This is a genomic window from Pseudoxanthomonas putridarboris, from assembly GCF_038321125.1.
Lineage (GTDB): Bacteria > Pseudomonadota > Gammaproteobacteria > Xanthomonadales > Xanthomonadaceae > Pseudoxanthomonas_A > Pseudoxanthomonas_A putridarboris.
Genome location: NZ_JBBWWT010000001.1, coordinates 387,057 through 411,934, shown reverse-complemented (window position 1 = coordinate 411,934; position 24,878 = coordinate 387,057). Strand labels below are relative to the sequence as shown.

General features: G+C 68.9%; 24 protein-coding genes. 8 read left to right on the top strand and 16 right to left on the bottom strand.

What is annotated here, in order from left to right; genetic code table 11:
* Positions 1–130: 130 nt before the first annotated feature.
* Positions 131–373, bottom strand: coding sequence for a hypothetical protein (locus AAD027_RS01825; RefSeq protein ID WP_341724307.1), 243 nt, complete (start codon positions 371–373; stop codon positions 131–133).
* Positions 374–431: 58 nt separating this feature from the next.
* Between AAD027_RS01825 and AAD027_RS01820 the strand changes: the two genes are divergently transcribed.
* On the top strand, positions 432–1,208 hold the full coding sequence (locus tag AAD027_RS01820; RefSeq protein ID WP_341724306.1) for an SDR family oxidoreductase: 777 nt from the start codon (positions 432–434) through the stop codon (positions 1,206–1,208).
* Here the strand turns inward: AAD027_RS01820 and AAD027_RS01815 are convergent.
* From AAD027_RS01815 to AAD027_RS01765, 11 genes are all read right to left on the bottom strand, one after another.
* The gene (locus AAD027_RS01815) at positions 1,196–1,873 is read right to left on the bottom strand and encodes a hypothetical protein (RefSeq protein ID WP_341724305.1); all 678 of its coding nucleotides are present in this window, start codon (positions 1,871–1,873) and stop codon (positions 1,196–1,198) included. The genes AAD027_RS01820 and AAD027_RS01815 overlap by 13 nt on opposite strands.
* Before the next feature lie 83 nt (positions 1,874–1,956).
* A complete protein-coding gene (locus tag AAD027_RS01810) occupies positions 1,957–2,616 on the bottom strand; it encodes a DUF4124 domain-containing protein (protein ID WP_425605367.1) in 660 nt (219 codons plus the stop codon).
* Entirely contained in the window at positions 2,613–3,356 is a 744-nt protein-coding gene (locus AAD027_RS01805; RefSeq protein ID WP_341724304.1) for a DUF4124 domain-containing protein, read from the bottom strand. Before AAD027_RS01805 ends, AAD027_RS01810 begins: the two co-directional genes overlap by 4 nt.
* Before the next feature lie 66 nt (positions 3,357–3,422).
* The gene (gene tsaC, locus AAD027_RS01800; protein ID WP_341724303.1) at positions 3,423–3,986 is read right to left on the bottom strand and encodes an L-threonylcarbamoyladenylate synthase type 1 TsaC; all 564 of its coding nucleotides are present in this window, start codon (positions 3,984–3,986) and stop codon (positions 3,423–3,425) included.
* 40 nt (positions 3,987–4,026) lie between these two features.
* The gene (locus tag AAD027_RS01795) at positions 4,027–6,540 is read right to left on the bottom strand and encodes a DNA topoisomerase I (protein ID WP_341724302.1); all 2,514 of its coding nucleotides are present in this window, start codon (positions 6,538–6,540) and stop codon (positions 4,027–4,029) included.
* A 205-nt stretch (positions 6,541–6,745) separates the two neighbouring features.
* Entirely contained in the window at positions 6,746–7,777 is a 1,032-nt protein-coding gene (locus tag AAD027_RS01790) for an RDD family protein (RefSeq protein WP_341724301.1), read from the bottom strand.
* 20 nt (positions 7,778–7,797) lie between these two features.
* Positions 7,798–8,703 (bottom strand): RDD family protein, encoded by a 906-nt coding sequence (locus AAD027_RS01785; RefSeq protein WP_341724300.1) that lies wholly within the window; start codon positions 8,701–8,703, stop codon positions 7,798–7,800.
* Positions 8,704–8,751: 48 nt separating this feature from the next.
* Entirely contained in the window at positions 8,752–9,471 is a 720-nt protein-coding gene (locus tag AAD027_RS01780; protein WP_341724299.1) for a GYF domain-containing protein, read from the bottom strand.
* Between the two features lie 26 nt (positions 9,472–9,497).
* Positions 9,498–9,971, bottom strand: a complete 474-nt coding sequence (locus tag AAD027_RS01775) for a DUF494 family protein (RefSeq protein WP_341724298.1) — start codon at positions 9,969–9,971, stop codon at positions 9,498–9,500.
* Positions 9,968–11,143, bottom strand: coding sequence for a DNA-processing protein DprA (dprA, locus tag AAD027_RS01770; RefSeq protein WP_341724297.1), 1,176 nt, complete (start codon positions 11,141–11,143; stop codon positions 9,968–9,970). The genes AAD027_RS01775 and dprA overlap by 4 nt, the downstream gene beginning before the upstream one ends.
* 77 nt (positions 11,144–11,220) lie before the next feature.
* Positions 11,221–12,345 carry a LysM peptidoglycan-binding domain-containing protein gene (locus AAD027_RS01765; protein ID WP_341724296.1) on the bottom strand — a complete coding sequence of 375 codons (1,125 nt, stop codon included), beginning with the start codon at positions 12,343–12,345 and terminating at the stop codon, positions 11,221–11,223.
* A gap of 131 nt (positions 12,346–12,476) precedes the next feature.
* On the opposite strand from AAD027_RS01765, the gene def reads away from it, so the two are divergent.
* The 5 genes from def to AAD027_RS01740 all read left to right on the top strand — a co-directional run bounded on the left by def (position 12,477) and on the right by AAD027_RS01740 (position 18,071).
* On the top strand, positions 12,477–12,992 hold the full coding sequence (def, locus tag AAD027_RS01760; protein ID WP_341724295.1) for a peptide deformylase: 516 nt from the start codon (positions 12,477–12,479) through the stop codon (positions 12,990–12,992).
* Positions 12,993–13,082: 90 nt separating this feature from the next.
* Positions 13,083–14,003, top strand: a complete 921-nt coding sequence (gene fmt / locus AAD027_RS01755) for a methionyl-tRNA formyltransferase (RefSeq protein WP_341724294.1) — start codon at positions 13,083–13,085, stop codon at positions 14,001–14,003.
* Positions 14,000–15,301 (top strand): 16S rRNA (cytosine(967)-C(5))-methyltransferase RsmB, encoded by a 1,302-nt coding sequence (gene rsmB / locus AAD027_RS01750; protein ID WP_341724293.1) that lies wholly within the window; start codon positions 14,000–14,002, stop codon positions 15,299–15,301. Before fmt ends, rsmB begins: the two co-directional genes overlap by 4 nt.
* A gap of 212 nt (positions 15,302–15,513) precedes the next feature.
* Positions 15,514–16,809 (top strand): O-antigen ligase family protein, encoded by a 1,296-nt coding sequence (locus tag AAD027_RS01745; RefSeq protein WP_341724292.1) that lies wholly within the window; start codon positions 15,514–15,516, stop codon positions 16,807–16,809.
* A 194-nt stretch (positions 16,810–17,003) separates the two neighbouring features.
* Positions 17,004–18,071: a glycosyltransferase gene (locus tag AAD027_RS01740; protein WP_341724291.1), complete on the top strand. Its 1,068-nt coding sequence runs from the start codon at positions 17,004–17,006 to the stop codon at positions 18,069–18,071.
* A 259-nt stretch (positions 18,072–18,330) separates the two neighbouring features.
* On the opposite strand, the gene asnB is transcribed toward AAD027_RS01740, so the two are convergent.
* Both asnB and AAD027_RS01730 read right to left on the bottom strand, forming a co-directional pair.
* The gene (gene asnB / locus AAD027_RS01735; RefSeq protein WP_341724290.1) at positions 18,331–20,220 is read right to left on the bottom strand and encodes an asparagine synthase (glutamine-hydrolyzing); all 1,890 of its coding nucleotides are present in this window, start codon (positions 20,218–20,220) and stop codon (positions 18,331–18,333) included.
* Between the two features lie 3 nt (positions 20,221–20,223).
* Positions 20,224–21,039 carry a glycosyltransferase family 2 protein gene (locus tag AAD027_RS01730; protein WP_341724728.1) on the bottom strand — a complete coding sequence of 272 codons (816 nt, stop codon included), beginning with the start codon at positions 21,037–21,039 and terminating at the stop codon, positions 20,224–20,226.
* Between AAD027_RS01730 and AAD027_RS01725 the strand changes: the two genes are divergently transcribed.
* A complete protein-coding gene (locus AAD027_RS01725) occupies positions 21,038–22,093 on the top strand; it encodes a CDP-glycerol glycerophosphotransferase family protein (protein ID WP_341724289.1) in 1,056 nt (351 codons plus the stop codon). The genes AAD027_RS01730 and AAD027_RS01725 overlap by 2 nt on opposite strands.
* 100 nt (positions 22,094–22,193) lie before the next feature.
* Positions 22,194–23,009 (top strand): glycosyltransferase family 2 protein, encoded by an 816-nt coding sequence (locus tag AAD027_RS01720; RefSeq protein ID WP_341724288.1) that lies wholly within the window; start codon positions 22,194–22,196, stop codon positions 23,007–23,009.
* On the opposite strand, the gene AAD027_RS01715 is transcribed toward AAD027_RS01720, so the two are convergent.
* Together AAD027_RS01715 and AAD027_RS01710 are read right to left on the bottom strand one after the other, a co-directional pair.
* A complete protein-coding gene (locus AAD027_RS01715; RefSeq protein WP_341724287.1) occupies positions 22,985–24,049 on the bottom strand; it encodes a glycosyltransferase family 9 protein in 1,065 nt (354 codons plus the stop codon). The genes AAD027_RS01720 and AAD027_RS01715 overlap by 25 nt on opposite strands.
* 40 nt (positions 24,050–24,089) lie before the next feature.
* The gene (locus AAD027_RS01710) at positions 24,090–24,848 is read right to left on the bottom strand and encodes a glycosyltransferase family 2 protein (RefSeq protein ID WP_341724286.1); all 759 of its coding nucleotides are present in this window, start codon (positions 24,846–24,848) and stop codon (positions 24,090–24,092) included.
* Positions 24,849–24,878: the final 30 nt, after the last annotated feature.

The following is a 24,878-nucleotide window of genomic DNA, read 5'->3' as shown; positions in this document are numbered from 1 at the left end:
ATCACCGCGTACGAAAAGCCCCGCTCAAGCGGGGCTTTTCTTTTGGGCATCCGGAAATATGGCGCGGGCATGCGTTCGATCGCTTGGGGCCAGGAAAAGCGCTGCTTCGCCAGTGAACGCGTCACGCGATTCACTGCGCCGCGGCATCGATCGCATCGCGTTGCTTGTCCGCGGCTTGCTGGATGGTCGCTTCCGTCGCACGCGCCTTGTCCTGCGGCGCCTGGATCGCATCGCGCAGTTCCGTGTGCGAGGGCGTGGCCGCCGCCGTGGCCTGGGGTTCCGGTGGCTTGTCGGTGGGCGGCGGCTCGGGGGCGCGGCATGCGGCGCAGGCCAGTGCCATCGCGATCAGGGCGGCGGGACGGACGACAGGCATGGCGGCGACCCTCGTGTGGCGTGGCGCTATGCTACGCCCAACGGCAGAGGAGAATCACGTGGCGGCGAATCGTTGGCGGCTGGACGGACAACTCGCGCTGGTGACCGGCGCCAGCGCCGGCATCGGGCTGGCGATCGCCCGCGAACTGCTGGGCTTCGGTGCCGATGTGCTGATGGTGGCGCGCGACGCCGATGCGCTGCAGGCCGCGCGCGACGACCTGATCGACGAGTTCCCCGGACGCGACATCCGTGGCCTGGCCGCCGACGTGGCCGACGACGAGGACCGGCGCGAAATCCTGGACTGGGTGGAAGACCATTCGGACGCGCTCAACATCCTGGTCAACAACGCCGGCGGCAACGTCACCCGCGCCGCGGTGGACTACACCGAGGACGAATGGCGCGGGATCTTCGAGACCAACCTGTTCGCCGCCTTCGAGCTGTCGCGCTACGCGCATCCATTGCTGACGCGCCACGCGGTTTCCAGCATCGTCAACGTCGGCAGCGTGTCCGGCATCACCGCCGTGCGCAGCGGCGCGCCCTACGGCATGACCAAGGCGGCGCTGCACCAGCTCACCCGCAACCTGGCCGCCGAATGGGCCGAGGACGGCGTGCGCGTGAATGCGGTCGCGCCGTGGTACATCCGCACCCGCCGCACGTCCGGCCCGTTGTCCGACCCGGACTACTACGACGAAGTGATCGCCCGCACCCCGATGCGCCGCATCGGCGAACCCGAGGAAGTCGCCGCCGCCGTCGCCTTCCTCTGCCTGCCCGCCGCCAGCTATGTCACCGGCGAATGCATCGCGGTGGACGGCGGCTTCCTGCGTTACGGGTTCTGAGCGGGATCGGCGGTGCTCGTCGCAGATTCCGGTGCGCTGAAGACGGTCCTGCCCTCGGCGTCCAGCACTTCGATCCTGGCCTGGCCTTCCTGGTCCACGCGCAGGCGGATGCGGTCGCGGCCCTCGGCGTCCGCCATCAGGATCTCGGCGTTGTTGTGTTCGTTCTGGATGGCGATGCGGCGCGTCGTCCGTTTGGCCGCCTCCAGTACGGGCAGGTGCGATGGCATGGCCTGGTTGATCTGCAGGCCGCTGCTGATCGGCTCGCCATCGGCGCCGATCCGGGTCATCAGCCCGATCGCATCCATGTTGGGATTGTCGAAGGCCAATGCCGAGATCTTGCCGGCTTCCACGTCGGTCAGCGCCAGTCCGCCCACTTCGTTGCCCTTGCGATCGTAGAACACCAGTCCCGCCGGGGAGACGGCGCGCTTGAAGGTCTGGCCGTTCAGCATGGGCGGCGGGAATCGCTCCTGGTTGGCGATGACGATGCGGGTCGCGCCGTCGGCATCGACGATGTTCAGGCGTTCGACGGAGACCTGTTCGAAATGGGGCGGCGGCGACTTGAATGCGGCAAGCATCATCGCCGCGAACGCCACGGTCATCGCGCCGGCGTAGTAGCGCAGCAGGCGCATTTCCCGGAACAGTCGTGTCGTTTCCTGGATGGACATCGTCGGCTTCTCGTCAAGGTGGAGAGCGCGATTCTACCGTCGGCGGCGCAACGCGGTCCGGCCGGCCGCCGGCGAAAGTCCGGTCAGGGCGCCCCGCACGTGCTTTCGTGCACGATCCGCGCCACGCGTTCGTAGTCGGCACGACGTTTGTCGAGGTTCTCGGGGCGCGAGAAACGGAACGCGACCTCGGTTTCGTCGCGGCGCTTCTTCCATGCATCGCACAGCGCGCCGTCGGGCACGCGCGCGCATTGGTCCCTCACCACCTCGCAGGCCTGGCCCGCGCCGGCCTGCGGATTGCCGTCCAGTCCCACGGTGCGCATCGGCACGCAGCGCGTGGCGGGCTCGCTGTCCTCGGTGACGAAGGTGTCCTTGTCGTGGGTGGTGCACTGGTACAGCACGGGCGGCGGCAGGCGCGGTGCATTCGCGTCCACCGGCGGCGGTGCGGCGGCCGTGTCCGTGGTGGGCGCGGGTGGTGTCGGCGTGGAAGCGGCGGGAGATGCGGCGGCAGGCGTGTGCGTCGTGGTGGTTCCAGCGGGCGCCATCGGCACCGTGTTGATGCCCTGCATCACGCGTTTTTCCTGTTTCTGGTCCTTGCCGCAGGGCATGTTCTGCACGGTCAGGTTGCCGGCCGCGTCGGTGCAGCGGTAGAACACCACTTCGTCCGCCATCGCATCGATCGTGGCGGCCCACAGCGCGCACAGGATGATGGCATTCCATGCCCGCCGGGCTTTACGTGTCTTCATCGGTTCCCACAATCGTTGGCCATGCGCGCGTCGATGCCGCGCTGCTCCAAGTCTAGCGTGCGCCGCTCGCTGGGCATCGCGCTGGTGTAGCGGCGCAGGATGTCGTAGCGGCGGTCGGACAGGCGCGCGCAGATTTCCTGTTGCGGGAGGGCATGGCATTCGTCGCGAACCCAGGCGCCGCCGGCGGGCAGCACGACGCCGGGGCGCGGCGGGCGCCCGGCGGGCGGATGCGTGGGCGGCAATGGCACCGGGCCGCCGCTGCCGAAGGACAGGTTGCCGTTGCCGATCGGGATGTTGCCGGACACGCTGGCGCCACCGCCGCGGGGCCAGACCGGATAGCCCAGCGTCCAGTAGGGCACCCAGCGCGGCTTGCCGTCGCCGTTGTCGCTGGTGTAGGTGTCGCCCTCGGGGGTGACGCATTCGTACATCGGGCGCGGTGGCGAGCGGTACACCACGCGTTCGACGATCTCGCGCGGCGCGACCACCGGCGTGGCCGCAGGCGGCGATGACTCGGCGCGCGACACGGGATCGCGCGGGCGCTGCATCGAGCGTACTTCCTGCTTCTCGTCCTTCAGGCAGGGCGAATCGCGCAGCGCGACGGCGCCGCCCGCGCCCAGGCAGCGGTAGATGGTGACGGCGGCGTGGGCGGGCTTTTCCGAGGCGCTTTCCTGCGCCGGCAGGGCAGGAATCGCCAGGCCGGCCGACAGTGCCAGGGCGAGGGACAGGCGGGCGCGCAGCATGCGGGGATAGTGCGCGTACCGGCAGGCAATGGGAAGTCGCGGCGCATTCAGCGTCCGCGTGCGGCGTCACTCGCGCAGGACATCGCCGTTGATGGCGTCGCGGATGGGCGTGGCGCGGGCCAGGCCGCCCGTGTCGCCTTCCACCACGGCCTGCACGCGGGCCAGCAGCGCCGGGTCGAGCGCGTCGCGCCGGGTGACGGCCGGCTGGCCGCCGAGGTTGGCGCTGGTGGACACCAGTGCGCCGCCGTAGGCGTTGCACAGGCCGACGACGACCGGGTGCTGGCTGACGCGCACCGCGATGCTGTCGTGCTGGCCGGTGATCCAGCGCGGCGCCTGCTCGCTGGCGGGCATCGCCCAGGTGTAGGGGCCGGGCCAGGTGGACAGCACGGCGGCCAGGCGGTCGGTCGGCAGCGCGGCCAGATCGATCAGCGGGCGCAACTGGTCCAGCGTGGCGGCGATGACGATCAGGCCCTTCTCCACCGGCCGCTGCTTGATGGCCAGCAACCGGTGCACGGCGCCCTCGTCGAACGGGTCGCAACCCAATCCCCAGACCGCTTCGGTCGGGTAGGCGACGATGCCGCCGCTGCGCACGACGTTGGCCGCTTCCTCGATGGTCCGTTCGATCGACATGCTCGCGATTCCAATTCCAGAGCGACGGGCTGGCCGGGGATCAGAAGGGGGCGTCGTCCCCGGCGCCCGTGGCGGCAGCTTTCTTCGCCACTGTCTTCTTGCCGGCTGTCTTTTTCGTCGCCGCTTTCTTGGCAGCTTTCTTGGCAGCTTTCTTTGCCGGCGCCTTCTTGGCCGCTGTCTTTTTCTCGGCCGTTTTCTTCGGCGCGGCTTCTTTCTTCACCGTGGTCTTCTTGGCCGCGGCTTTCTTGGCGCCGAAGCCGCGACGTGCGGGCTTGCCGGTTTCCTCCAGCAGCTTCTGCACTTCTTCCAGCGTCAGCGACGCCGGTTCGCGGTCCTTGGGGATCTTGCCGTTGAGCTTGCCGTCGCTGATGTAGGGGCCGAAGCGGCCGTTCAACACCTGGATGTCGCTGCCGTCGAATTCCTTGATGATGCGGTTGCGCGCGATCTCTTCCTTCTCTTCGATCAGGAACACGGCGCGGGCCAGGTCGATGGTGTACGGATCGTCTTCCTTCTTCAGCGAGGCATAGGTGCCGCCGCGCTTGGCGAACGGGCCGAAGCGGCCGATGCCCACGCTGACTTCCTCGTCCTTGTCCAGGCCCAGCTTGCGCGGCAGCTTGAACAGCTCCACCGCGTCTTCCAGCGTGATGGTGTGCATCGACTGGCCGGGACGCAGCGAGGCGAACTCCAGCTTCTCGTCGGTGTCCTTGTCGCCGATCTGCGCATACGGCCCGTAGCGGCCCAGCCGCACGCTGACCGGTTTGCCGGATTTGGGATCGGTGCCCAGTTCGCGCGCGCCGGTGGCTTCGCTGCGGTCGACGGATTCCTTCTTCTCCTCGATCAGTTCCTTGAACGGACCCCAGAAGCGCTCCATCAGCGGCACCCACTCCTCTTCGCCGCGCGACACCGCGTCCAGCTCGTCCTCGAGCTTGGCGGTGAAGTCGTAGTCGACGTACCGGGTGAAGTGTCCCGACAGGAACTTCGAGACCGCGCGGCCCACGTCGCTGGGCTTGAAGGCGCGGCCGTCCATTTCCACGTACTTGCGGAACAGCAGGGTCTGGATGATCGAGGCGTAGGTGGAGGGCCGGCCGATGCCGTATTCCTCCAGCGCCTTCACCAGCGCCGCTTCGGTGAAGCGCGGCGGCGGCTGGGTGAAATGCTGGTCGGCGTGGATGCGGTCCAGCGGGATGCGGTCGCCGGGCTTCATCGGCGGCAGCTTGCGGCCTTCGTCCTCGTCTTCGGCGGCCTTCTGGTCCTTGCCTTCCTCGTACACGGCCAGGAAGCCCGGGTCGATCACGGTGGTGCCGCTGGCGCGGAAGCTGTGTTCGCTGCCGGCGGCCAGGTCGACGCTGACGGTATTGAGCGTGGCGGGCACCATCTGGCAGGCCACGGCGCGCTTCCAGATCAGTTCGTACAGCTTGCGCTCGTCGTCGGTCAGGTGGCGCGACACCTGCGCCGGCGTGCGCAGCGCGCTGGTCGGGCGCACGGCTTCGTGCGCTTCCTGCGCGTTCTTCGACTTGGTGACGTAGACGTTGGGCTTGTCCGGCAGCGCCTGCGTGCCGTAGTCGCGCGCGATGACGTCGCGGATCTCGCCCAGCGCCTCGGCCGACAGGCTGACCGAGTCGGTACGCATGTAGCTGATCAGGCCGACCGTGCCTTCCTCGCCGAGGGTCACGCCTTCGTACAGCTTCTGCGCCACCTGCATGGTCTTGCGGGTGGTGAAGCCCAGCTTGCGCGAGGCCTCCTGCTGCAGCGTGGAGGTGGTGAACGGCGGCGACGGGCGGCGCTTGCGTTCCTTGCTGACCACGTCGGTGACGTGCAGCGCGCCCTGCGCGGCCTGCTGGATGCGCAGGCGCGCGGCCTCGGCGGTGTCGCCGTCGGTGACGGTGAACTGCTCGAACTTCTGCCCGTCCAGCTTGGTCAGCTTGGCGGTGAAGGCCTGGCGCGGATGCGCGCACTCGGCCTCGATGGACCAGTATTCGCGGGCGATGAAGGCTTCGATCTCCTCCTCGCGCTCGACGATCATGCGCAGCGCCGGCGACTGCACGCGGCCGGCGGACAGGCCGCGCTGCACCTTGCGCCATAGCACCGGCGACAGGTTGAAGCCGACCAGGTAGTCCAGCGCGCGGCGCGCCTGCTGGGCGTCGACCAGGTCGCCGGCGATCTGGCGCGGGTGGGCCATGGCTTCCTTGATGGCGCGCGGGGTGATCTCGGTGAACACCACGCGGTGCAGCGGCTTGTCCTTCAGCAGGCCGCGTTCCTTCAGGATCTCGGCGATGTGCCAGCTGATGGCTTCCCCTTCGCGGTCAGGGTCGGTGGCCAGGAAGATGTCGTCGGCGCCCTTGGCCGCCTTGGCGATGGCGTCCACGTGCTTCTCGTTCTTGTCGATCAGCGCATAGGACATCGCGAATCCCTGGTCCGGGTCCACCGCCCCTTCCTTCGGCACCAGGTCGCGGACGTGACCGTAGGACGCCAGGACCGTGAAGTCCTTGCCGAGGTATTTGTTGATCGTCTTGGCCTTGGCCGGCGATTCAACGATGAGCAGGTGTTTGGGCATGTCAGGGTTCAGGGGGGCGAAGGGGCCGTCCGGGGCCGGCAAGGGTGGCGCAAATGCGGCCGCCAGAGAAGCCGACGCCCGGAGCGGGGGCCCCGGGCGTTCAGTTTTCCTATTTATAGTGGAATCACGGCAGGGGGCGGGCTGTCAAGCGGCCCGTCGCTCCGTCGGGCCTGTTCTGTGGGCCCGGTCGCCGTATAGCCCTTGCTCAGCGGGCCATCGAGGCCAGCCCGATGATGGCGAAGACGATGGCGATCAGGGCGATGGCCAGCAACACCCCGCCCAGCGCCAGCACCACCACGGTCACGGTGCCAAGTTCCTCGCGCTGGCGCTCCGGCTGGCGGGTGAAGGCCCACTTGTCTACCACCAGGGTGTCGCAGATCAGGTCGTGCAGGCCCTGCTTGCGCTCGGTGAAGGCGGCCATGATCAGGCCGATGCAGAGCAGCAGCGAACTGAGCATGTAGGCCCAGTAGCGGCCGAAGCCGCGCAGGAAGCTGATCTTCTCGCCGTCCGTGCGCACCACCTTGATGCCGACGGCCAGCTTGCCCGGTGTGGCCATCAGGCCGGCGCTGGAGTGGAACCAGGCGAAGACCAGCGCCATCAGCACGTACGAGCCCAGCGTCTCGCCGGGTTTGAACGGATCGTCGAAGCCGCCGAAGCCGCCACCGAACAGTGCGCCGACGATGGCCGTGACCACGCTGACCGGGATGCCGAGGGCGAAGGAATCGATGATGCTGGCGGCCACGCGCTTCCAGAACCCGGCATACACCACGTGGCCGTCGGCGATCACGCCCGAGTCCGCGTACACCGGTGCGCTGGGCGCCGCATAGGGCGAGGCGTCGTTGCGGTCCGCGTAGGGGTTGGCCGAAGCGGATGCCTGAGCCTGGGCCTGTGCGGCTGCCGCCACCGCTTCCGCTTGGCTGGCATGCGGCGCGGCGTGCCGGGCATAGGTGGGCTCGCGTGCCGTGAACACGGCGCGGCCGGTCAACGGGCGTTCTTCCTCGGCTTCCATGCTGTCCTCGACGGGCGCGGGCGGTGGTGCGGGCGGGGTCGGGGGAGCGAGCGGAGGCAGGCCCAGTTCCGCCGCCGCTTCGCCCAGCGACCGCCACTGCCCCATGCCCTCGCGCCATACCAGCGAAGCCACGGTCAGGTTGCGGGTATGGAACAGGCGAACCAGCGCATCCCGATCGACCGGGCCCTGGCGCTGCTGCTGCGGGTCAACGTAGTACCACTGCGTCATCTAAGGCCTCCTTGGCCGGGTCAGTTTCGGGTGGCGAGCGGAATCAGGATGGCGGCCAGCACGGCGATGAACGCCAGTCCGTACAGCACGCCGGCGATGGCCAGGATCACCTTGGTGACCGTGCCCAGGCCACGCTGCTGCCAGTCCGGATGCGGGGTGTAGGCCCAGCGGTCCACCACCAGCGTGCCGGCCACCTTGTCGTGCAATCCCTGCTTGCGGTCGGTGAACGCGGCCATCAGGTAGCCGATGTAGAGCGTCAGGTAGTTCAGCGCCACCGCCAGCCAGCGGCCCAGCGCGCGGCCCAGGGTCAGCCGCCGGCCGTCCAGGTCGGTCACCTTGATGCCCACCGCCATCTTGCCCAGGGTGGCCTGCTTGCCGGAGGACTCGAAGCCGGCGTAGTACGCCGCGCTGATGATGGGGTACATCAGGTAGACCAGCGCCATCACGCCGAACATGGCGGCCATGCCATCGCTGCCGGTGCCGCGCATCAACACCGCGCCACCGATGCCCATGACCACCACGCCGGCGATCAGCACCAGGTAATAGGCGAAGCCGACCACCATCGAGTCGATGAAAAGGGCGGCGACGCGGCGCCAGAAACCGGCCAGCACGACTTCGCCGTCGGCCACGTACTGCTGTTCCGATGTGATGTGCGCGGCGGGCGGCGCGTACGGCGTTTCCGCGGTGCTGGCTGGAGGCGCGTACGGTTGCATCGGCGGCGGGGAAGCGGTTTCCACGGCCGGGGGCCGCAAAGGCAGTTCGAGCTCGCCGGCCAGCGCACGCAACGGCTGCCAGTCGGCCAGGCCCTCGCGCCAGACCAGCGTCTCCAGGCCGATCCGGCCATGCTGGAAGTGGCTGCCCAGCTCTTCGCCGGTCCAGGGGCCCTGCCGTTGCCGCGTGGCGTCGGCGTAGTACCAGTCGCTCATCTCATTCCCCAACGTGATGCGCGGCCCGCGTCGCCGCGCGGACGCGATTCAGCCGCGGCAACTGGCGGGCAGCAGGCGGTCGTCGATTTCCGAAGTACAGATCCAGTCGGCCGTGTCCCGGTCCAGTTCGAACCAGATCTTCTTGCCGTCCAGCCGGCCGTTGCCGGTGTTGCCGACCTCCAGTTCGAAGCCGCAGGTGCCGTCGTCGAACTCGCCGATGACGGCCTGCGTGACGTGCGTGCCGGCATAACTCTCCGGCTCGCCCAGGCCGCCCTCGCCATTGCGCGGGCACTTGCCTTCGCCGAGGTACCGCTCGGCGACGATGGGCTTCAATGCCGCGCCGTGGGTCATCGCGTCGGCGGTCTTCGCGCGCAGCGTGTAGTCGTTGTAGGCGGGGATGGCGATCGCGGCCAGGATGCCCGCCAGGCCCAGGCACGGCAGCGCCAGCGCGGCGGCCACGATCAGTGCGATCTTGCCGCCGGACATGCCCTTGCGAGGCGCGGCATGGACGCTGGCGACCGCCTCGGCGGCGGCCTGTCCCAAAGGTGGGGGCGGTGGCGGAGGCATGGCGGATGCGCTGGCCGAGGGAACGGCCAGCAGGCCGAGCTCTTCGGCGAAGTCGCCCAGCCGCTGCCATTGCGGCATGCCGTCGCGCCAGACCAGGGTCTCCAGTCCGACGCGCCCGTAACGAAAGTGCGCACCCAGCTCGTCAGCCGACACCGGACCCTGCTGCTGCCGGTTCCGGTCGGCGAAATACCACTCCGACATGCTTCCCCCTGAAGCGGATCAACGCCTCAGTGTACCGGCTCCGGCTCGTCGGCAAACATCTGGGTTTCCATCCATGCGTACGCGGCTTCGGAGCCGGGCTGGTTGAACAGCACCATCAGCACGACCCATTTCAGGTCGTCCAGGTCCAGTTCGTCCTGGTCCAGCGCCATCGCGCGGTCCAGCACCAGTTCGCGCTGGTCGGCGTCCAGCACGCCATGCTGTTCCAGGAACAGCAGGAAGCCGCGGCACTCCACGTCCAGCTTTTCCAGTTCCGGCCCGTGGAAGACCCGGGTGGGTCCGCCCACGCGCGGCTGCGACGCGCTGGGCCGCTGTTCGGCCAGGGCATCGAGCCAGTCGAAGGCTTTGCTGATCTCGGCGGGGCTGAAACCGGCCTGGATCAGGCCGTTCTGGAGAGAGTCGCGGTCGCGGACGGGGTCCGCGTCTTCGGTGAAGTAGTGTTCGAACAAGTACAGCAGTACATCCAGGATGCTCTCTTTCATTGCCCCTCGGCCTGCGTCGACGACGCTGTGGAGGTGAAGAAACCGGTCTTTCTCTGGTATCGGCCATGATCGACCGTTACTAAGCCATCCAGTTCCATGATCAGCAGCATGGAGGACAGTTCGGCGGCCGTCAATCCGGTCCGTGCAACCAACTGATCCATACCGGTTGGGTCGTGACCCAGCGCCTCCCACAAGGGATAGTAGTCGGGTGGTAGTGCGCCGGGTGTCGCAGGGAGCGCCGAGATTGCCGCGGATTCAGTTTCGCCCAGCCGCTGGCGCAGCGCCTGGGCCAGCTCGCCGGCCAGTGGGCCGATGGCGGCGATGACTTCCTGGGCGCTTTCGACCAGGCCGGCACCCTCGCGGATCAGCCGGTGGCAGCCGCGCGCCAACGGGTTGTGGATGGACCCGGGCACGGCGAACACCTCGCGCCCGGCTTCCCCGGCCTGGCGGGCGGTGATCAGGGCGCCGGAGCGCTCGGCGGCTTCCACCACCAGCGTGCCCAGCGCCAGGCCGGCCAGGATGCGGTTGCGGCTGGGGAAGTGCGAGCGCAGCGCCAGTGTGCCCGGGACGTGTTCGCTGACCACCGCGCCCTGGGCGGCGATGCGGTCGCGCAGGGCGGCGTGGGAGGGCGGATAGGCCACGTCCGGACCGGTGCCGACCACCGCGACGGTGATGCCGCCGGCCACCGACAGCGCGGCTTCGTGCGCGGCCGCGTCGATGCCCGCGGCCAGGCCGCTGACCACCGAGATGCCGGAGGCCGCCAGCGCGCGGGCAAAGGCCTGCGCGTTCTCGCGCCCCCCGGCCGTGGGCGAACGGCTGCCGACCACGGCGATGGCCGGGTGCCACAGCAGGCCGGGATCGCCATCGACGAACAGCGCCAGCGGCGGACTGCCCGTCGTGCGCAGCGTGGCGGGGTAGTCCGGGTCGTGCCAGCCCAGCAAGTGGTGATCGGGCGCCCGCAGCCAGTCCAGCGTGCGCTGCAGGACCTCCGCATCCGGCCTGCGCAGGGCTTGCGCCTGCCTGTCGTCCAGCCCGGCCGCGCGCCACGCGGCGGTGCCCGCCGCCAGTACCGCCCCGGGCGTGCCGTGGCGGTCCAGCAGAAGGCGCCGGGGCGCCGTCGCGCCACCGGCCAGGACAAGGGTGGCGAGGGCGGTCGGGTCGTCGGTGGGCATGGCCCAAGCCTAGCGCGCAGACGACGACGGCGCCCTAGGGCGCCGTCGCGGCAGAACGTAGGAAATGCCTGACCGGATCAGTAGGCCGCGTCCGGGTGTTTCAGTTCGTAGCCCACGCGGGTGGCTTCCACGCCTTCCATGACCAGCGCGTAGCTGACCTTGTCGAAGGTGCGGAACACCATGGCGTGGCTGGCGTATTCGTCCGGCAGGCTGACGCGTCCGGCGCCGGACTTCGGCGATTCGCTGACGCGCGAGGACTCCGGATGCGCCATGCGGTTGGCGGTGTGGCTGCCGTTGCGCCAGATCGAGAACACCGTGCCGTTGTCCACGCCGTCCAGGCGGCCGCCGGAGATGGCGATCACGTCGCGCGGGCCGCCGGAGGTGAGCGCGTCGGCCACGGCCAAAACGCGCAGCCTGCCGGCCGGGTCCTGCGCGGGCGCGTGCGGGAAGAAGTGCAGGTCGTAAGGCTGTGCGTCCACCGGAATCAGGCGGTCGCCGACGCGGACTTCCTGCCCGCCGATGTCCACCACCAGCGTGCTGACTTCGGTGCCCGGCACCACGCCGCGGGTGAACGTGGCCACGTTCACCTTGGCCAGTTCGTAACCCAGGAACTCGCCCTTGCCGGCCTGTTCGACCACTTCCTTCCACTGGTCCACTTCGCCACGGAGGGTCCTGCCGCGGAAATCCAGGTCCTGCGAGCGCGGATTGTCGGTGAAGCGCGCGGTGGGACGGACGACGGCGTAGCGCTGGCCCGGCTGGGCGCCGTCCAGGCCGCGCACGTAGATCTTGTGGCCGCCGGAGCTGCGCAGGCGGTCCTCGTCCAGGCCGGCCACGTGCGGCAGGCCCTCGAAGCTGTCCACGACGCGGCGGTCCTTCAGGAACGGTTCGATGTCCGCCAGCGGAATGGCGTTGAGCGGCGCTTCCTCGCGCGGGCCCGGCTGCACCGCCACGCGGTCCAGGTAGGCCAGGCTGATGACGTCGCCCGGATAGATCAGGTGCGGATTCTGGATCTGCGGATTGGCCTGCCAGATCTCCGGCCACAGCCACGGCTTCTTGAGGAAGCGCGCGGAAATGTCCCACAGGGTGTCCCCCCGCTTGACCACATAGGTGTCGGGATGGCTCTCCGCCATCTCGGCGGCAGCCGCGTAGGTCCCCACAGTGAGGATCGCGACGGCGAAAACCGTACGAATACTTTTGAACATGGCGGTATCTACCTGATTCCCCGACAGGTGGTCAGCACTATAGTCCAGAAAACCCGACGCAAAGCAAGCGTCCGCGTTAGAATTCGTGAGGCCTTGCCGGATTCCACTGTCGCCCCCATCCAGATACCACCATGGCTCTGCTCCCCATCCTAGAATTCCCCGACCCCCGCCTGCGGACCAAAGCCGTACCGGTGGAGGCCGCCCGCGTGACCACGCCCGAGTTCCAGCGCCTGCTGGACGACATGTTCGAGACCATGTACGAGGCCCCGGGCATCGGCCTGGCCGCCAGCCAGGTGGACGTGCACCTGCGCTTCATGGTGATCGACATCAGCGAAGAGAAGAGCCAGCCGCAGGTCTTCATCAACCCGGAGATCCTGGACAAGGCGGGCGAGCAGGTCTACCAGGAAGGCTGTCTGTCGGTGCCCGGCATCTTCGCCGACGTCACCCGCGCCGACGAAATCACCGTGCGCTTCCTCGATCGCCAGGGCCAGCCGCAGGAACTGCACGCCGACGGCCTGCTGGCGGTGTGCGTCCAGCACGAGATGGACCACCTGGAAGGCAAGCTGTTCGTCGACTACCTCTCGCCGCTCAAGCGCGAGATGGTGCGCAAGAAGCTCGCCAAGCAGCGCCGCCAGGCGGCGGCCTGACGGCGCGGGATTGGTGATTGGGGATTCGCTGGAAGCGATCCACTACCGCCGTTGCGAATCCCCAATCCCGAATCCCGAATCCCGGACCTCATGAGAATCGTCTTCGCCGGCACGCCGGCTTTCGCCGTCCCCAGCCTGCGCGCGGCGCATGCGCGCAACGAGGTGGTGGCCGTCTACACGCAGCCGGACCGGCCGGCGGGGCGCGGGCGCGGGCTGACGCCTTCGCCGGTGAAGCTGGAGGCCATCCAGCGCGGCATCCCGGTGTTGCAGCCGCTGTCGCTGAAGAAGAAATCCACGCAGGAAGCCCTGCGCGCGCTGGCGCCGGACCTGATGGTCGTCGTCGCCTACGGCCTGATCCTGCCGCAGGCGGTGCTGGACATCCCGAGGTTCGGTTGCTGGAACGTGCATGCCTCGCTGCTGCCGCGCTGGCGCGGCGCCGCGCCGATCCAGCGCGCCATCGAGGCGGGCGATGCCGAGACCGGCGTCTGCCTGATGCAGATGGAAGCGGGACTGGATACCGGCCCGGTGTTGCTGTCGCAGCGCACGCCGATCGGCGCGGAGGAAACCGGCGGCCAGTTGCACGACCGGCTGTCCGAGCTGGGCGCGCAGGTGCTGCGCGATGGCCTGGGCCTGCTGCGCGCCGGCATCCGCCCGGTTGCGCAACCGCAATCGGAGGACGGCGTGGCCTACGCGCACAAGCTGGACAAGGCCGAAGCGAAGCTGGACTGGTCGCTGCCGGCCGAGGCGCTGGCGCGCAAGGTGCGCGCGTTCGAACCGTGGCCGGTGGCCGAGGCGGTGATGGCCGGCGAACGCCTGCGCATCCATGGCGCCGTCGCCGTGGCGCAGGAACACGCGGGCGAACCGGGCCAACTGCTCGCGGCCAGTCGCCAGGGCCTGGACATCGCCTGTGGTACGGGCGTGCTGCGTCTGCGCGTGGTCCAGCGCGAAGGCGGCAAGGCGATCACCGCCGCCGACTACCTCAACGCGCGGCGCGACCTGGCCAGCGCATGACCGGCCAGGCCGGTGTCGCCATCCGGGTGCTGGCCGCGCGCGTGCTGGACGCGGTGATGCACCACGGCTGCTCGCTGAAGGCCGAGCTGTCCGCGACGCTGCCGCAGGTCGCCGATGCGCGCGACCGCGCCCTGCTGGAGGCCATCTGTTTCTCGGCGCTGCGCCAGCGCGCGCAGGCCGATGCCGCGTTGCGCCAGTGGATGCCGAAACCGCCCGGCCCGCGCGATGGCGAACTGCGCGCGCTCCTCCATGCGGGTTTCGCGCAATTGACCGCGCTGCAACTGGCGCCGCACGCCGCGCTCTCCGCCACGGTGGAAGCCGCGCGCCCGCTGGGTCGCCCGCACCAAGCCAAGCTGGTCAACGCCCTGTTGCGCCGGGCCCAGCGCGAAGGCCTGCCGGCGGCGGACGCGGCGATGTCGTGGCCGGCGTGGCTGCGCAGGCAGGTGGAAACCGACTGGCCGGAACAGGCGCAGGCCATCTTCGCCGCCAGCCAGGAAGAAGCGCCCGTGTGGCTGCGGGTGAACCGGCGGCGCACGACGCGCGACCGTTATAGGGTGCGCCTGGCGGAAGCAGGCATCGAAGCCGACGTCCCCGACGCGCTGGCCGATGCCCTCGTGCTGCGATCGCCGGTCGCGGTGAATGCGCTGCCCGGCTTCGCGGACGGCGACGTGTCGATACAGGATGGCGCCGCGCAGGCCGTGGCGGACGCCTTCGACCTGCCCGCGGGCGCCCGCGTGCTGGACATGTGCGCCGCGCCCGGCGGCAAGGCCGCGCACCTGCTGGAACGCGAGCCGTCGCTGGACCTGCTGGCGCTGGACGTTGATGCGCGACGGTTGTCGCGGGTGCGGGATACGTTGGCGCGCGTCGGCGTATCGGCCCGCACCGTGGCCGCCGATGCCGCGCAGCCGGCGGCATGGTGGGACGGCCGGCCTTTCGACGCGGTGCTGCTGGATGCGCCGTGCTCGGCTACCGGCATCGTCCGGCGCCAGCCCGATGTACTGCTGCATCGCCGTCCGCAGGACATCACCGCGCTGAATGCCCTGCAGGCGCGTTTGCTGGATGCCGCCTGGACCGTGCTGCGCCCGGGCGGCACGCTGGTCTACGCGACGTGTTCGTTGCTGGCTTCGGAAAATGCCGGGCAGCTCGCGCAATTCCTGGCGCGCAGGCCGGACGCCTCCGCGCGGCCACTGGGGCCCGGGTTCGGCCGGATAGCGGGCGCCGGCCGGCAGCGATTGCCGGGCGAGCAGGGCAGGGATGGCTTCTTCTACGCCCGCCTCGAGAAAGCGGCGGCGGATTGATCTCGCTTCGATGGGGCAAACGGACCCGGTTGCCGCACTGCTATGCAGGACACTTTCCGCGCAGGCCGCATCGGGCATACTCCATGCCGTCGTCGGTGTGATGCGTGGCGGCCTTCCCGTCCGGTCGGTCGCAACGAATCCTTGACGCACCGCTGACAATACGACGCCCAGACTGGGCCGCTGCCGTCCAGGCGGCGTCCATGGTGCGCTGGATGTCCGAATTGCCGATTTTTCCGCAGGAACGCAACACGATGGTGTCATGGACGAACGCAAGACAGTCCGCCGCACGGCGGGTGATCTGGCTGGCCGCCTTCAGCGCCGCCGCCTGTCTGGTGATTCCGAAGGGATTGGTCCTGTTCGCGTCGTGTCTGCTGCTGGCGACCATGCTGCGCCCGGAGGCCTTGCTGCGTGCGCCCGAGGCGCCTGGACGGAGCCTGCTGTGGCTGGCGGGCATCCCCTTGCTGGTGCTGGCGGTTACCGGCATCTCCATGGTCCACAGCGGCCAGGGCTGGCGCGTGCTGGACAATCCCTCGCGCCTGTTGCTGATTCCATGGTGCGCGTGCCTGGCGTGGGCGTTGGGCCTCACGCGGCGCAGTCTTTGGTTGGGGGCCATGGTGGGCCTGGCGGTGGCGTTCGCCGTTGCCGTCCTGCAATCGGCGGGCGGTTCGCAACGCGCCGATGCCGGCGCCAATCCGATCGTGTTCGCCAATGCGGTGCTCGTGCTGCTCGTGATGGCGGTGTTCTGTCGTCCGGTGGGCCGCGATCCCTGGGTACTCGTTGCGCTGGCGTCGTCGGTGGCATTGGCCGTCGTCGCCATCGTGCTGAGCGGGAGCCGCGGTGTGCTGCCGGGTCTGGCCATCGTATTGCTGGTCCTGCTGGTGGGCGGCGATGCGCGCCGCCGCTGGTGGCGACTGGGGTTGTCGGCAGGCGGGGTGATGCTGTTCTTCTCGCTGCTCTGGAGCATTCCCTGGCTGTCCGCGCAGACGCGCCTGGACGATGTCCAGGCGGACTGGAACGGCTACGCGAAGGGGCAGGTGGACACGCCCATCGGCGCGCGGCTTGCGCTGCTTTCGCTGGCCGGCGATGCCTTCCGCCGGGCGCCGTGGACGGGCGTCGGCATCGACCGTTTCGGAGAGGAAGTGGCCCGTGCGCCATACTGCCGGTCCGCCCCGCGCCATCTTTGCGACCTGGAGCACGCCCACAACGACGTGGCGCAGTGGTCCGCCACGATGGGTGTGCCCGGACTGTTGGCGTTGCTGGCGATCTACGGCGTGCCGTTGGGCGTGGTGGCGTCGCAGTTGCGCCGTGCACGTCCGCCATCGCCCGTTGGAGCGGGCTGGGCGGCGGGAATCCTGATCGTGACCTACATGCTGTCCGGCCTCACCCAGTCGATGTTCGCGCATGCGACGACCGTGAGTGCCTATGCCGTTTTCGTGGGCTTGCTGCTGGGCATCGCGCTCAGCGAGACGGAAGCCGGACAGAGCGAAGATGCGCCGATACGGCGATGACGCACGGACTGTCGTTCGATGTGTGGACTGAACATCGACTGACTCGACATCCTCATCGACACGTTGGCGATGGATCCATGTGAATCGTTCCCGAATGGAATCCGGAAGCCTGTCTGTCCTCACATTCCCGTCAGGGACCGACTTCTAAAATTTCGCCGCTCCCCATTTCCTTTCGTCTGGCGGCCGATTTTTTCATGCTGCGTGTCAACCTGATTGCCTGGGACAACGGTGTCGGCCTGAGTCGCGATCTGCGACTGATCGCGGACGTATTGCGCGATGCGGGGATCAGCGTGGACATCCAGCCGGGGCGGGGACGGGGCAAGTTGCGGAAGTGGTTCGGGCCCTGGCTTCGCCGGGCACGCATCGCCTTCCAGCGCACCCTGCGTCGTCCACGCTACGACCTCAACCTGATGCTGGAACACATCCACCCCGAGTTGCTCGGCGCGGCCCGGCACAACGCCTTCATTCCGAATCCGGAGTGGTGCCTGCCGAGGGACGTCAAGCGCCTGCCGCGCATGGACCATGTGTTCGCCAAGACCAGGCATGCCGTCGACATCTTCGATCGCCGGGGCTGCCGCGCCGCGCCGATCGGCTTCACCAGCGTCGACCGGCATGACGCCCAGGTGCCCCGTCGGCGTACCTTCTTCCATCTCGCCGGCCGTAGTGGCGCCAAGCGCACGCGGCTGGTGCTGGAAACCTGGGCGCGCCATCCCGAATGGCCGACGCTGACCGTGGTCCAGCATCCGCGCACCGCCCACTTCAGCCCGTCGGCTCCGAACATCGTCCACCGCATCGACTATGTCGACGATGCGGAATTGCGGCGCCTGCAGAACGAGAACCTGTTCCACCTGTGCCCGTCGGAAACCGAGGGTTTCGGCCACTATCTGGTGGAAGCGCTCAGCGTGGGCGCCATCGCCCTGACCACCGATGCCGAACCGATGAACGAGTTGGTGACGGCGCAACACGGGATACTGATCCCGTTCTCGCACACCGGGCGACAGGAACTGGCGACGCGCTACCTGATCGAAACCGTCGAACTGGAAGCCGCCGTGGAAGCGGCGCTTGCGCTGGACGACCGGGAGATCGCCCGCAGGTCGCTTGCGGCGCGCGATTTCTACAAACGCAACGACGCCGCTTTCCGCTCGCAACTGGTGCAAGTGGTCCGCATGGCGTGCCAGGGCGTGCCGTCCGCGTCGGTGATCGCATCGCAGGCCACCGATGCGGCGGTCAAGGACCCTGCCATGCTGGCGGGTACGGCTTAGGGCCTATTCACGATCTCGAGCAGCGCGGCCGGTATTCGAGAAAAAAGACCCGTCATTCCGGCGCAAGCCGGAACCCAGTGTCTTCGGCTCTTCGGAATGCTCGCGCCGACTCAATGAAAGTCGCTGGGTTCCGGCTTGACCAGCCATTCGGCTGTTGAAAGCCGCCGGAATGACGAACTCACTTTTTCGAGATCGTGAACAGGTTCTTAGTCGTTTCCGTGTGGCGTCGTCGTCCCTGTGCGCGATGCCGGGACGCGCGTCAGCGCCAGCGCTCGCGCCATGCCTGGAACATCAGCACGCCCCACAGGTGGGTATGCCACTTGCGTCTCCCGGCCTGGAATTCCGTCCACATGGCGCGCAGGGGCGCGGGATCGAAATGGCCTTCCTCGCGCAGCCTGCGTTCGTCGAGCTGGGCTTCGGCCCAGTCGCGCAGCGGACCCTTGAGCCAGTCGCCGACGGGCGCACCGAAGCCCGACTTGCGCCGATGGACCAGCGTGGACGGCAAGTACCTGCACAGGAGCGCCTTGGGCAGATGCTTCAGTTCCCCGTCCTTCCACTTCATCGAAAACGGCAGCGACCAGGCGAACTCCGCCACGCGCCAGTCGAGCAGGGGCGCTCGGGCCTCCAGCGCGACGGCCATGCTGGCCCGGTCCACCTTGGTGAGGATGTCCTCCGGCAGATAGCAGGCGAAGTCCAGCGCCATCAAGGCATCGCCATGGGTGCCGTTGCGCGGGAGCGCGGCGGGGTCTTCATAGGCCGTGTTCCTGCGCCGCGCTCCGCGCACGACCCGTTCGGGATCGCGCCAGCGGCTCACGCGCAGGCGCGCGGCGCCCTGCAATCCTTCGGCCGCGAGTTCCGCGCGCAGCGCCGCCCAGCCGCCCAGCCTCGCCCGTTCGCCGGGCGAGGCAAGACGCTTCGCCAGCGGCAACCGTTGCAACCAGCCGATGCGTGCATGGTTGCGCAGTGCACGGGCATAGCGTCCGTAGCCGAAGAACAATTCGTCGCCGCCGTCGCCCGACAGTGCCACCGTGACGTGCCGGCGGGTCAGCTGGCACAACAGCGCCATCGGCAGCTGCGACGAATCGGCGAACGGCTCGTCGAAGACGGTCGCCATGCGCGGCACCAGTTCCAGCGCCGCGCGTCCATCGGCGCGCAGCTCGGTGTGATCGGTACGCAAGTGCCGCGCCACGACGGCCGCATGGGCGCTTTCGTCGTGCTCGGCATTGTCGAAGCCGATCGAGAAGCTGCGCACAGGCCGGGCGGATTGAGCCTGCATCAAGGCGGCGACCAGCGAGGAATCGGTGCCGCCGGAGAGGAACGCGCCAAGGGGAACGTCGGCTTCCATGCGCAGCGCCACGGCGTCGCGCAAGAGCATGTCGAACGCGTCCAGTGCGGCGGCTTCGTCGCCCTCGAAACCCGCCTCGATGGCGGCCTCCTGGCGCGCGAGGGCGTCCCACCAGCGGTATGTCGTGGGAACGGCATCCGGCGCCGAGGCGTCGAGGCGGAGCAGGCTGCCCGCGGGAAGCTTGCGTATTCCCTGCAGGATGGAATACGGCGCGGGAATGTAATCCAGGCGCAGCAGCAGCGCGAGCGCATCGGGATCCACTTCGGCGCGCAGTGACGGGCAGGCCCGTAGCGCCGCCAGTTCACTACCGAACACGAAGGTTCGGTCCGTGGTCCATCCGTAGTACAGCGGCTTCTTGCCCACCCGGTCGCGGGCCAGCCACAGCACGCGTTCGACGCGATCCCAGGCCGCCAGCGCCAGCATGCCGTTGCCGCGTTCCAGCGCCGCTTCAACGCCCCACTGCGCGATGGCGCAGAGCAATACCTCGGTGTCGGAGTGGCCGCGGAAGGCGTGGCCGAGACCGGCCAGTTCCGCGCGCAAGGCGGCGTGGTTGTAGATTTCGCCGTTGAAGGCCACGACCCAGCGGCCATCGGCCGAAGCCATGGGCTGGTGGCCTTCCGGGCTCAGGTCGACGATCGAGAGGCGGCGATGCGACAGCACCACGCCGGCCGTCGCATCGGCCCACGTGCCCGCGTCGTCGGGGCCGCGGTGGGCGATCGCGTCGCCCATGCGACGGCCCAGTGCGTGGAGGGCGTCGCCGTGGTGTCGTAAGCCGGGCGACAGCGCGCCTGCGATTCCGCACATGCTTCAGTCTCGTGCATCGTGCGATGCCGTCGGCGTGGCGATCGGCTGGCGATGCTCCAGCAGCCACAGCATGATGGCCTTCTGCCTGACGTAGTTCGCGCGCACGTAGGCGTACACCAGGCCGTGCCAGCCATCGAGGAAGCCGGCCCGCAGGATGTAGCCGCGCCAGAAACGCCAGGCCGGGGACAGGATGAGCTTGGCGAGGGTGGCGCGCTTGCCGCGCGCGAACTCGTGTTCGGCCATCATGCGCGCGTAGCGCTGGGTCTTGGCGAGCTGCTGTTCCAGTGACCGGTAGGGATAGTGGATCAGGTCGCCGGCAAGAACGGCCACCGGGCCGTCGACCGAGGCGGCCTCGTGCACTTCCCGCGTACCGCGCCAACCGCCGCGACGGCGGTCGAAGAGCCGCAGGACCCGGTCGGGATAGGCGTTGCCATGGCGAAGGAAACGGCCGAAGTAGTCGGACAGGCGGGCGAACCGATAGCCGGCGGCGCTTGGGAATCCCTCGTCGCGCACCCGCAGGATGGAGGCGCGCAGTTCGTCGCCGACGCGTTCGTCCGCGTCCAGGCACAGCACCCAGTCGTGGCGCGCTTGCTCCACCGCATACTGCTTCTGGCTGCGGTATCCCTCGAACGGCCGTTGCAGGACCCGCGCGCCCGCGGCCTGCGCGATCTCCACCGTGCGGTCGCCGGAGAAGGAATCCACCACGACGATCTCGTCGCAGAAAGCCAGCGAGGCCAGGCAATCGCCGATACGATCCGCTTCGTTGAACGCGATAATGCACGCCGAGACGGCGGGCCGATGGGTCGAGGAGGCGTGGATGGCGGACTACCTGTTGTTCGGGACGGAGCGCTATGCGCTGCCCATCTTGCAGCCCATGGCCGATGCGCTGCAAGCAGCGGGGCATGGCGTGCATGCCTGGCTTGTGGCGGGTGCGCAAGGGGCGTCCCTGCACGCGCGCACCACCCCCATTGCGCATGCGCGCGAGGCCGTCGCGTTGCGCCCGCAGGCGGTCTTCAGCGCGGCCAACTGGGTGCCGACCTTCGTCTCCGGCGCCAAGGTGCAGCTGTTCCATGGCTTCAACGTGGAGAAACGGGATTCCGTGCGCGGGCATTTCCGCGTACGCGGCCTGTTCGACCTGTACTGCACGCAGGGGCCGGCCACCACCGCGCCGTTCGCGGCGCTGGCCAGGCGCGAGGGCCACTTCAAGGTCGTCGAGACCGGCTGGCCCAAGCTGGACCCTGTGTTCCGCGGCTCCGATCCGTTGGCGGACGCATGGCGGCTGCAGGCGACCGGGCGTCCGCTGGTGATGTTCGCCTCGACGTTCACGGAACGGCTGAGCGCGGCGCCCCATCTCTTCGACGCTATCGCCGGGCAAGTGGCGGAAGGGAAGCGTTTCTGGCTGCTGACGCTGCATCCCAAGTCACCGGACGATCTGTTCCGCCGGTATCGCGCGCTGTGCGGCGAAAACGCCGCGTTCGTGGAAACGGAGGACCTGGTCAGCGCGCAGCGCGCCGCCGACGTGCTGGTCGCCGACACGACTTCCGTGGTCAGCGAGTTCGCGGTCCAGCGCAAGCCGGTCGTGACGTTCCGCAATCGGACGCCCAAGCCGCACATGCTCGATTTCGACGATCCGGCCCGCCTTGAGGACATGCTGGCAAGGGCGTTCGATCCCCCCGCGTCGTTGCGCATCGCACTGGAGGCCTATGCCGACGACATCCACCCTTGCCGCGATGGCCATTCCTCCGCGCGGGTGCTGGCGGCGACGGAAGCGCTGATCAGGGGCGACCTCGGGACGCTGCGCCGGAAGCCGTGGAGCAGCCTGCCCAGGCGCCTGCAGATCCGGTATGACCTGGGCTATTGGGGATCGGACTGAAGGGCTTGTCGCGGATAGCTGTCATGAATCCTGAGCAACATGTACTCGGGTGCCATCGGCATCAATCATGGTCAGGCGGACTGTTCCGGGGAGCGGAGGCATGAAGATCACGGTCGTAATCAGCACCTACAACGCCGAGGAATGGCTGGAGAAGGTATTGCTGGGCTATCGCCTGCAGACTTGGCGCGATGCCGAGGTGATGGTGGCGGACGACGGGTCGCGGGATGCCACTCGGGTGCTGATCGAGCGTTTCGCGCGAGACTACCCCGTGCCCCTGCGCCATGTCTGGCACGAGGACGATGGTTATCGGCGGCAGGAAATCCTCAACCGGGCCATCCAGGCCGCAGCGCACGAGTACATCCTGTTCACCGACGGCGACTGCATCCCGCGGCGCGACTTCGTGGAAGTGCACGCGCGCCAGGCCGAGCCGGGACGCTTCCTGTCCGGGGGCTATTGCAAGCTCAGCATGAAGTCGAGCAAGGCGATCGGCGCGGACGACATCCGCGAAGGCCGCTGCTTCGATCCGGGCTGGCTGCGCGCGCAGGACCGGCTGGGGTTCTCCAATACCCTGAAGCTGGGCGCGACCCCGTTCACCGGCAAGCTGCTGGACAGGATCACCACCGCGCGCGCCACCTTCAACAACTGCAATTCGTCGGCATGGAAGGCCGACCTGCTGGCCATCAACGGCTACGATGAGCGGATGAAATACGGCGGGCCGGACCGTGAGCTGGGCGAGCGCCTGGAAAACCACGGCATACGCGGCAAGCAGATCCGCCATCGCGCGGTCTGCGTGCACCTGGACCACGCGCGCGGCTACAAGACGCAGGAGTCCGTGCAGCGCAACCTCGAGATCCGTGCGCAAACCCGTGCCGGCAAGGTGACCTGGACGCCTTACGGCATCGAGAAATCCGGCTGAGGCCGCGGCGCCGGCACGCACCGGTGCCATGCGGCGATCACGTCGCGGGCGGGGATGTCGCGCACGCGGCTGGCCTCGCTCTTTTCTCCCCCCAGCACCTGGATCGGGCCCGGGCCGATCGGCCGCCATTTGGCGGGCGAGGCCGCACCGAACATCACCACCAGCGGGCAGCCCAACGCGGCGGCGGCATGCGCCGGGCCGGTATCCACCGACACCAGGCTGTGCGCCTGTTGCAGCAGCGCCAGCAGGCGCGGTACCGGCAGTTCGCGCCCGGCGTTGAACAGGCGCGAATCGTCGCCGGTGGCCTTGCGGATTTCCTCCAGCACGCCATGTTCGGCCGGCGAGCCGCACAGCACGATGCGCGCCTGCGGCATGTCGCGCCAGATCGCGGCGGCGACGTCGGCCCAGGCGCCGGGCGGCCAGTATTTGGGATGGGACGCTGTCGCCACGTTGCCGCGCTTGTGGGTGCGCTTGTTGCCGGGCTGGAACAGCACGCACAGTCCCTCCAGCCCGCGGGCGGCGCGCCACCGGGCCAGGTCGCGACGGTCGTCGTCGGTCGTGTGCAGTACGGGGAAACGGAAGCGGGACGGGTCGGCGATCGCGCGCGTCGGGTAGTGCTCCGCCGGGTCGCGCATGCCCATCCGCAGCCAGCGGTCGGGCCACAGTTCCATTCCCTCGCCCGCGACATCGTCGCCGCAAGGGCGGCGCACGAGGTCGGCTTCCGGGATGCCAGCGCGCGCGACGAGCGCATCCATGGCCGGACTGCCGTCGCACAGGTAGACCGGTCCCCGCCCGCGCTGCTTCAGCCAGCGCACCAGCGCCCACTGGCTGGGACATAGCCAGTACGGCGTGCTGCGGCTGTCCAGCATCTGCAGATGGCCGAGCGCGGGCTCGCGTTCCAGCAGCGGCGGCGTCCAGTCGCCGCAGCCGACCACGTCGACCGGCGCGCCATGGCGCGCATGCAGCAGGCGGATCAGCGTGGTCAGCATGACCACGTCGCCGAAGGCGCCGCAACGGACGACCAATGGCCGCACGCTCATACCGTCGATGCGCGCGCGGGGTTGGGAGCGACAGGTGTCGTCATGGCGTCGGTTTGCCCAGTCGGTACAGGTGCCGGTACTTCTCTATCACAGCGCGCGCATGGCTGGCGTGGAAGAGCCAGCCCTCGCGCCCGTCGCGCCAGGCGGCGCGCAGCAGGTACACCTTCAGCCAGTAGGCGGTGGCGTGCGTCCATGGGCTGGCGCGGCCGCAACGCCGGCCTTCGGCATGGCGCTGTTCGGCCCAGAGCCGGGCATAGCGGAGGTTCTTGGCGCGGTGGGATTCCAGCGACCGCGCGGTGTTGTGCTCGATCACCGCCTCGCAGTCCGCGACGCGCTTGCCGGCCAGGTCGGGGCGCTCGTGCACGCGCATCGGCAGGTAGCGATGGTCCGGGCGGACCAGCCGCTCCGTGCGCTCGTAGCCGCGCAGCTTGCGGCCCAGGAACCAGTTCTCGCGGCGCAGCCGCCAGACATCGGCTTGCTCCACGCGACCGCTGGCGAACAGTTCGCGCAACCGCCGCGCGCTGCCCTCCGCCAGCCATTCGTCCGCATCCAGCAGCAACAGCCAGGGCTGGGTGGCGCGCGCGATGGCCTCGTTCTTCTGGGCGGCGAACCCCAGCCAGTCCTGGTGCTCCACCCGCGCGCCCATGCTGCGCGCGAGCGCGACGGTACCGTCGTCGGAGCCGCAATCCAGCACCAGCATCTCGCTGCAGAGGTCGCGCATCGACGCCAGGCAGCGGCCGATCCGGTCGGCTTCGTTCTTGCTGATGACAACGCCGGAGAGGGGAAGCGGTGGCTGCATGGGAATGGTCAGGGTGGGCGCGCTATTTTC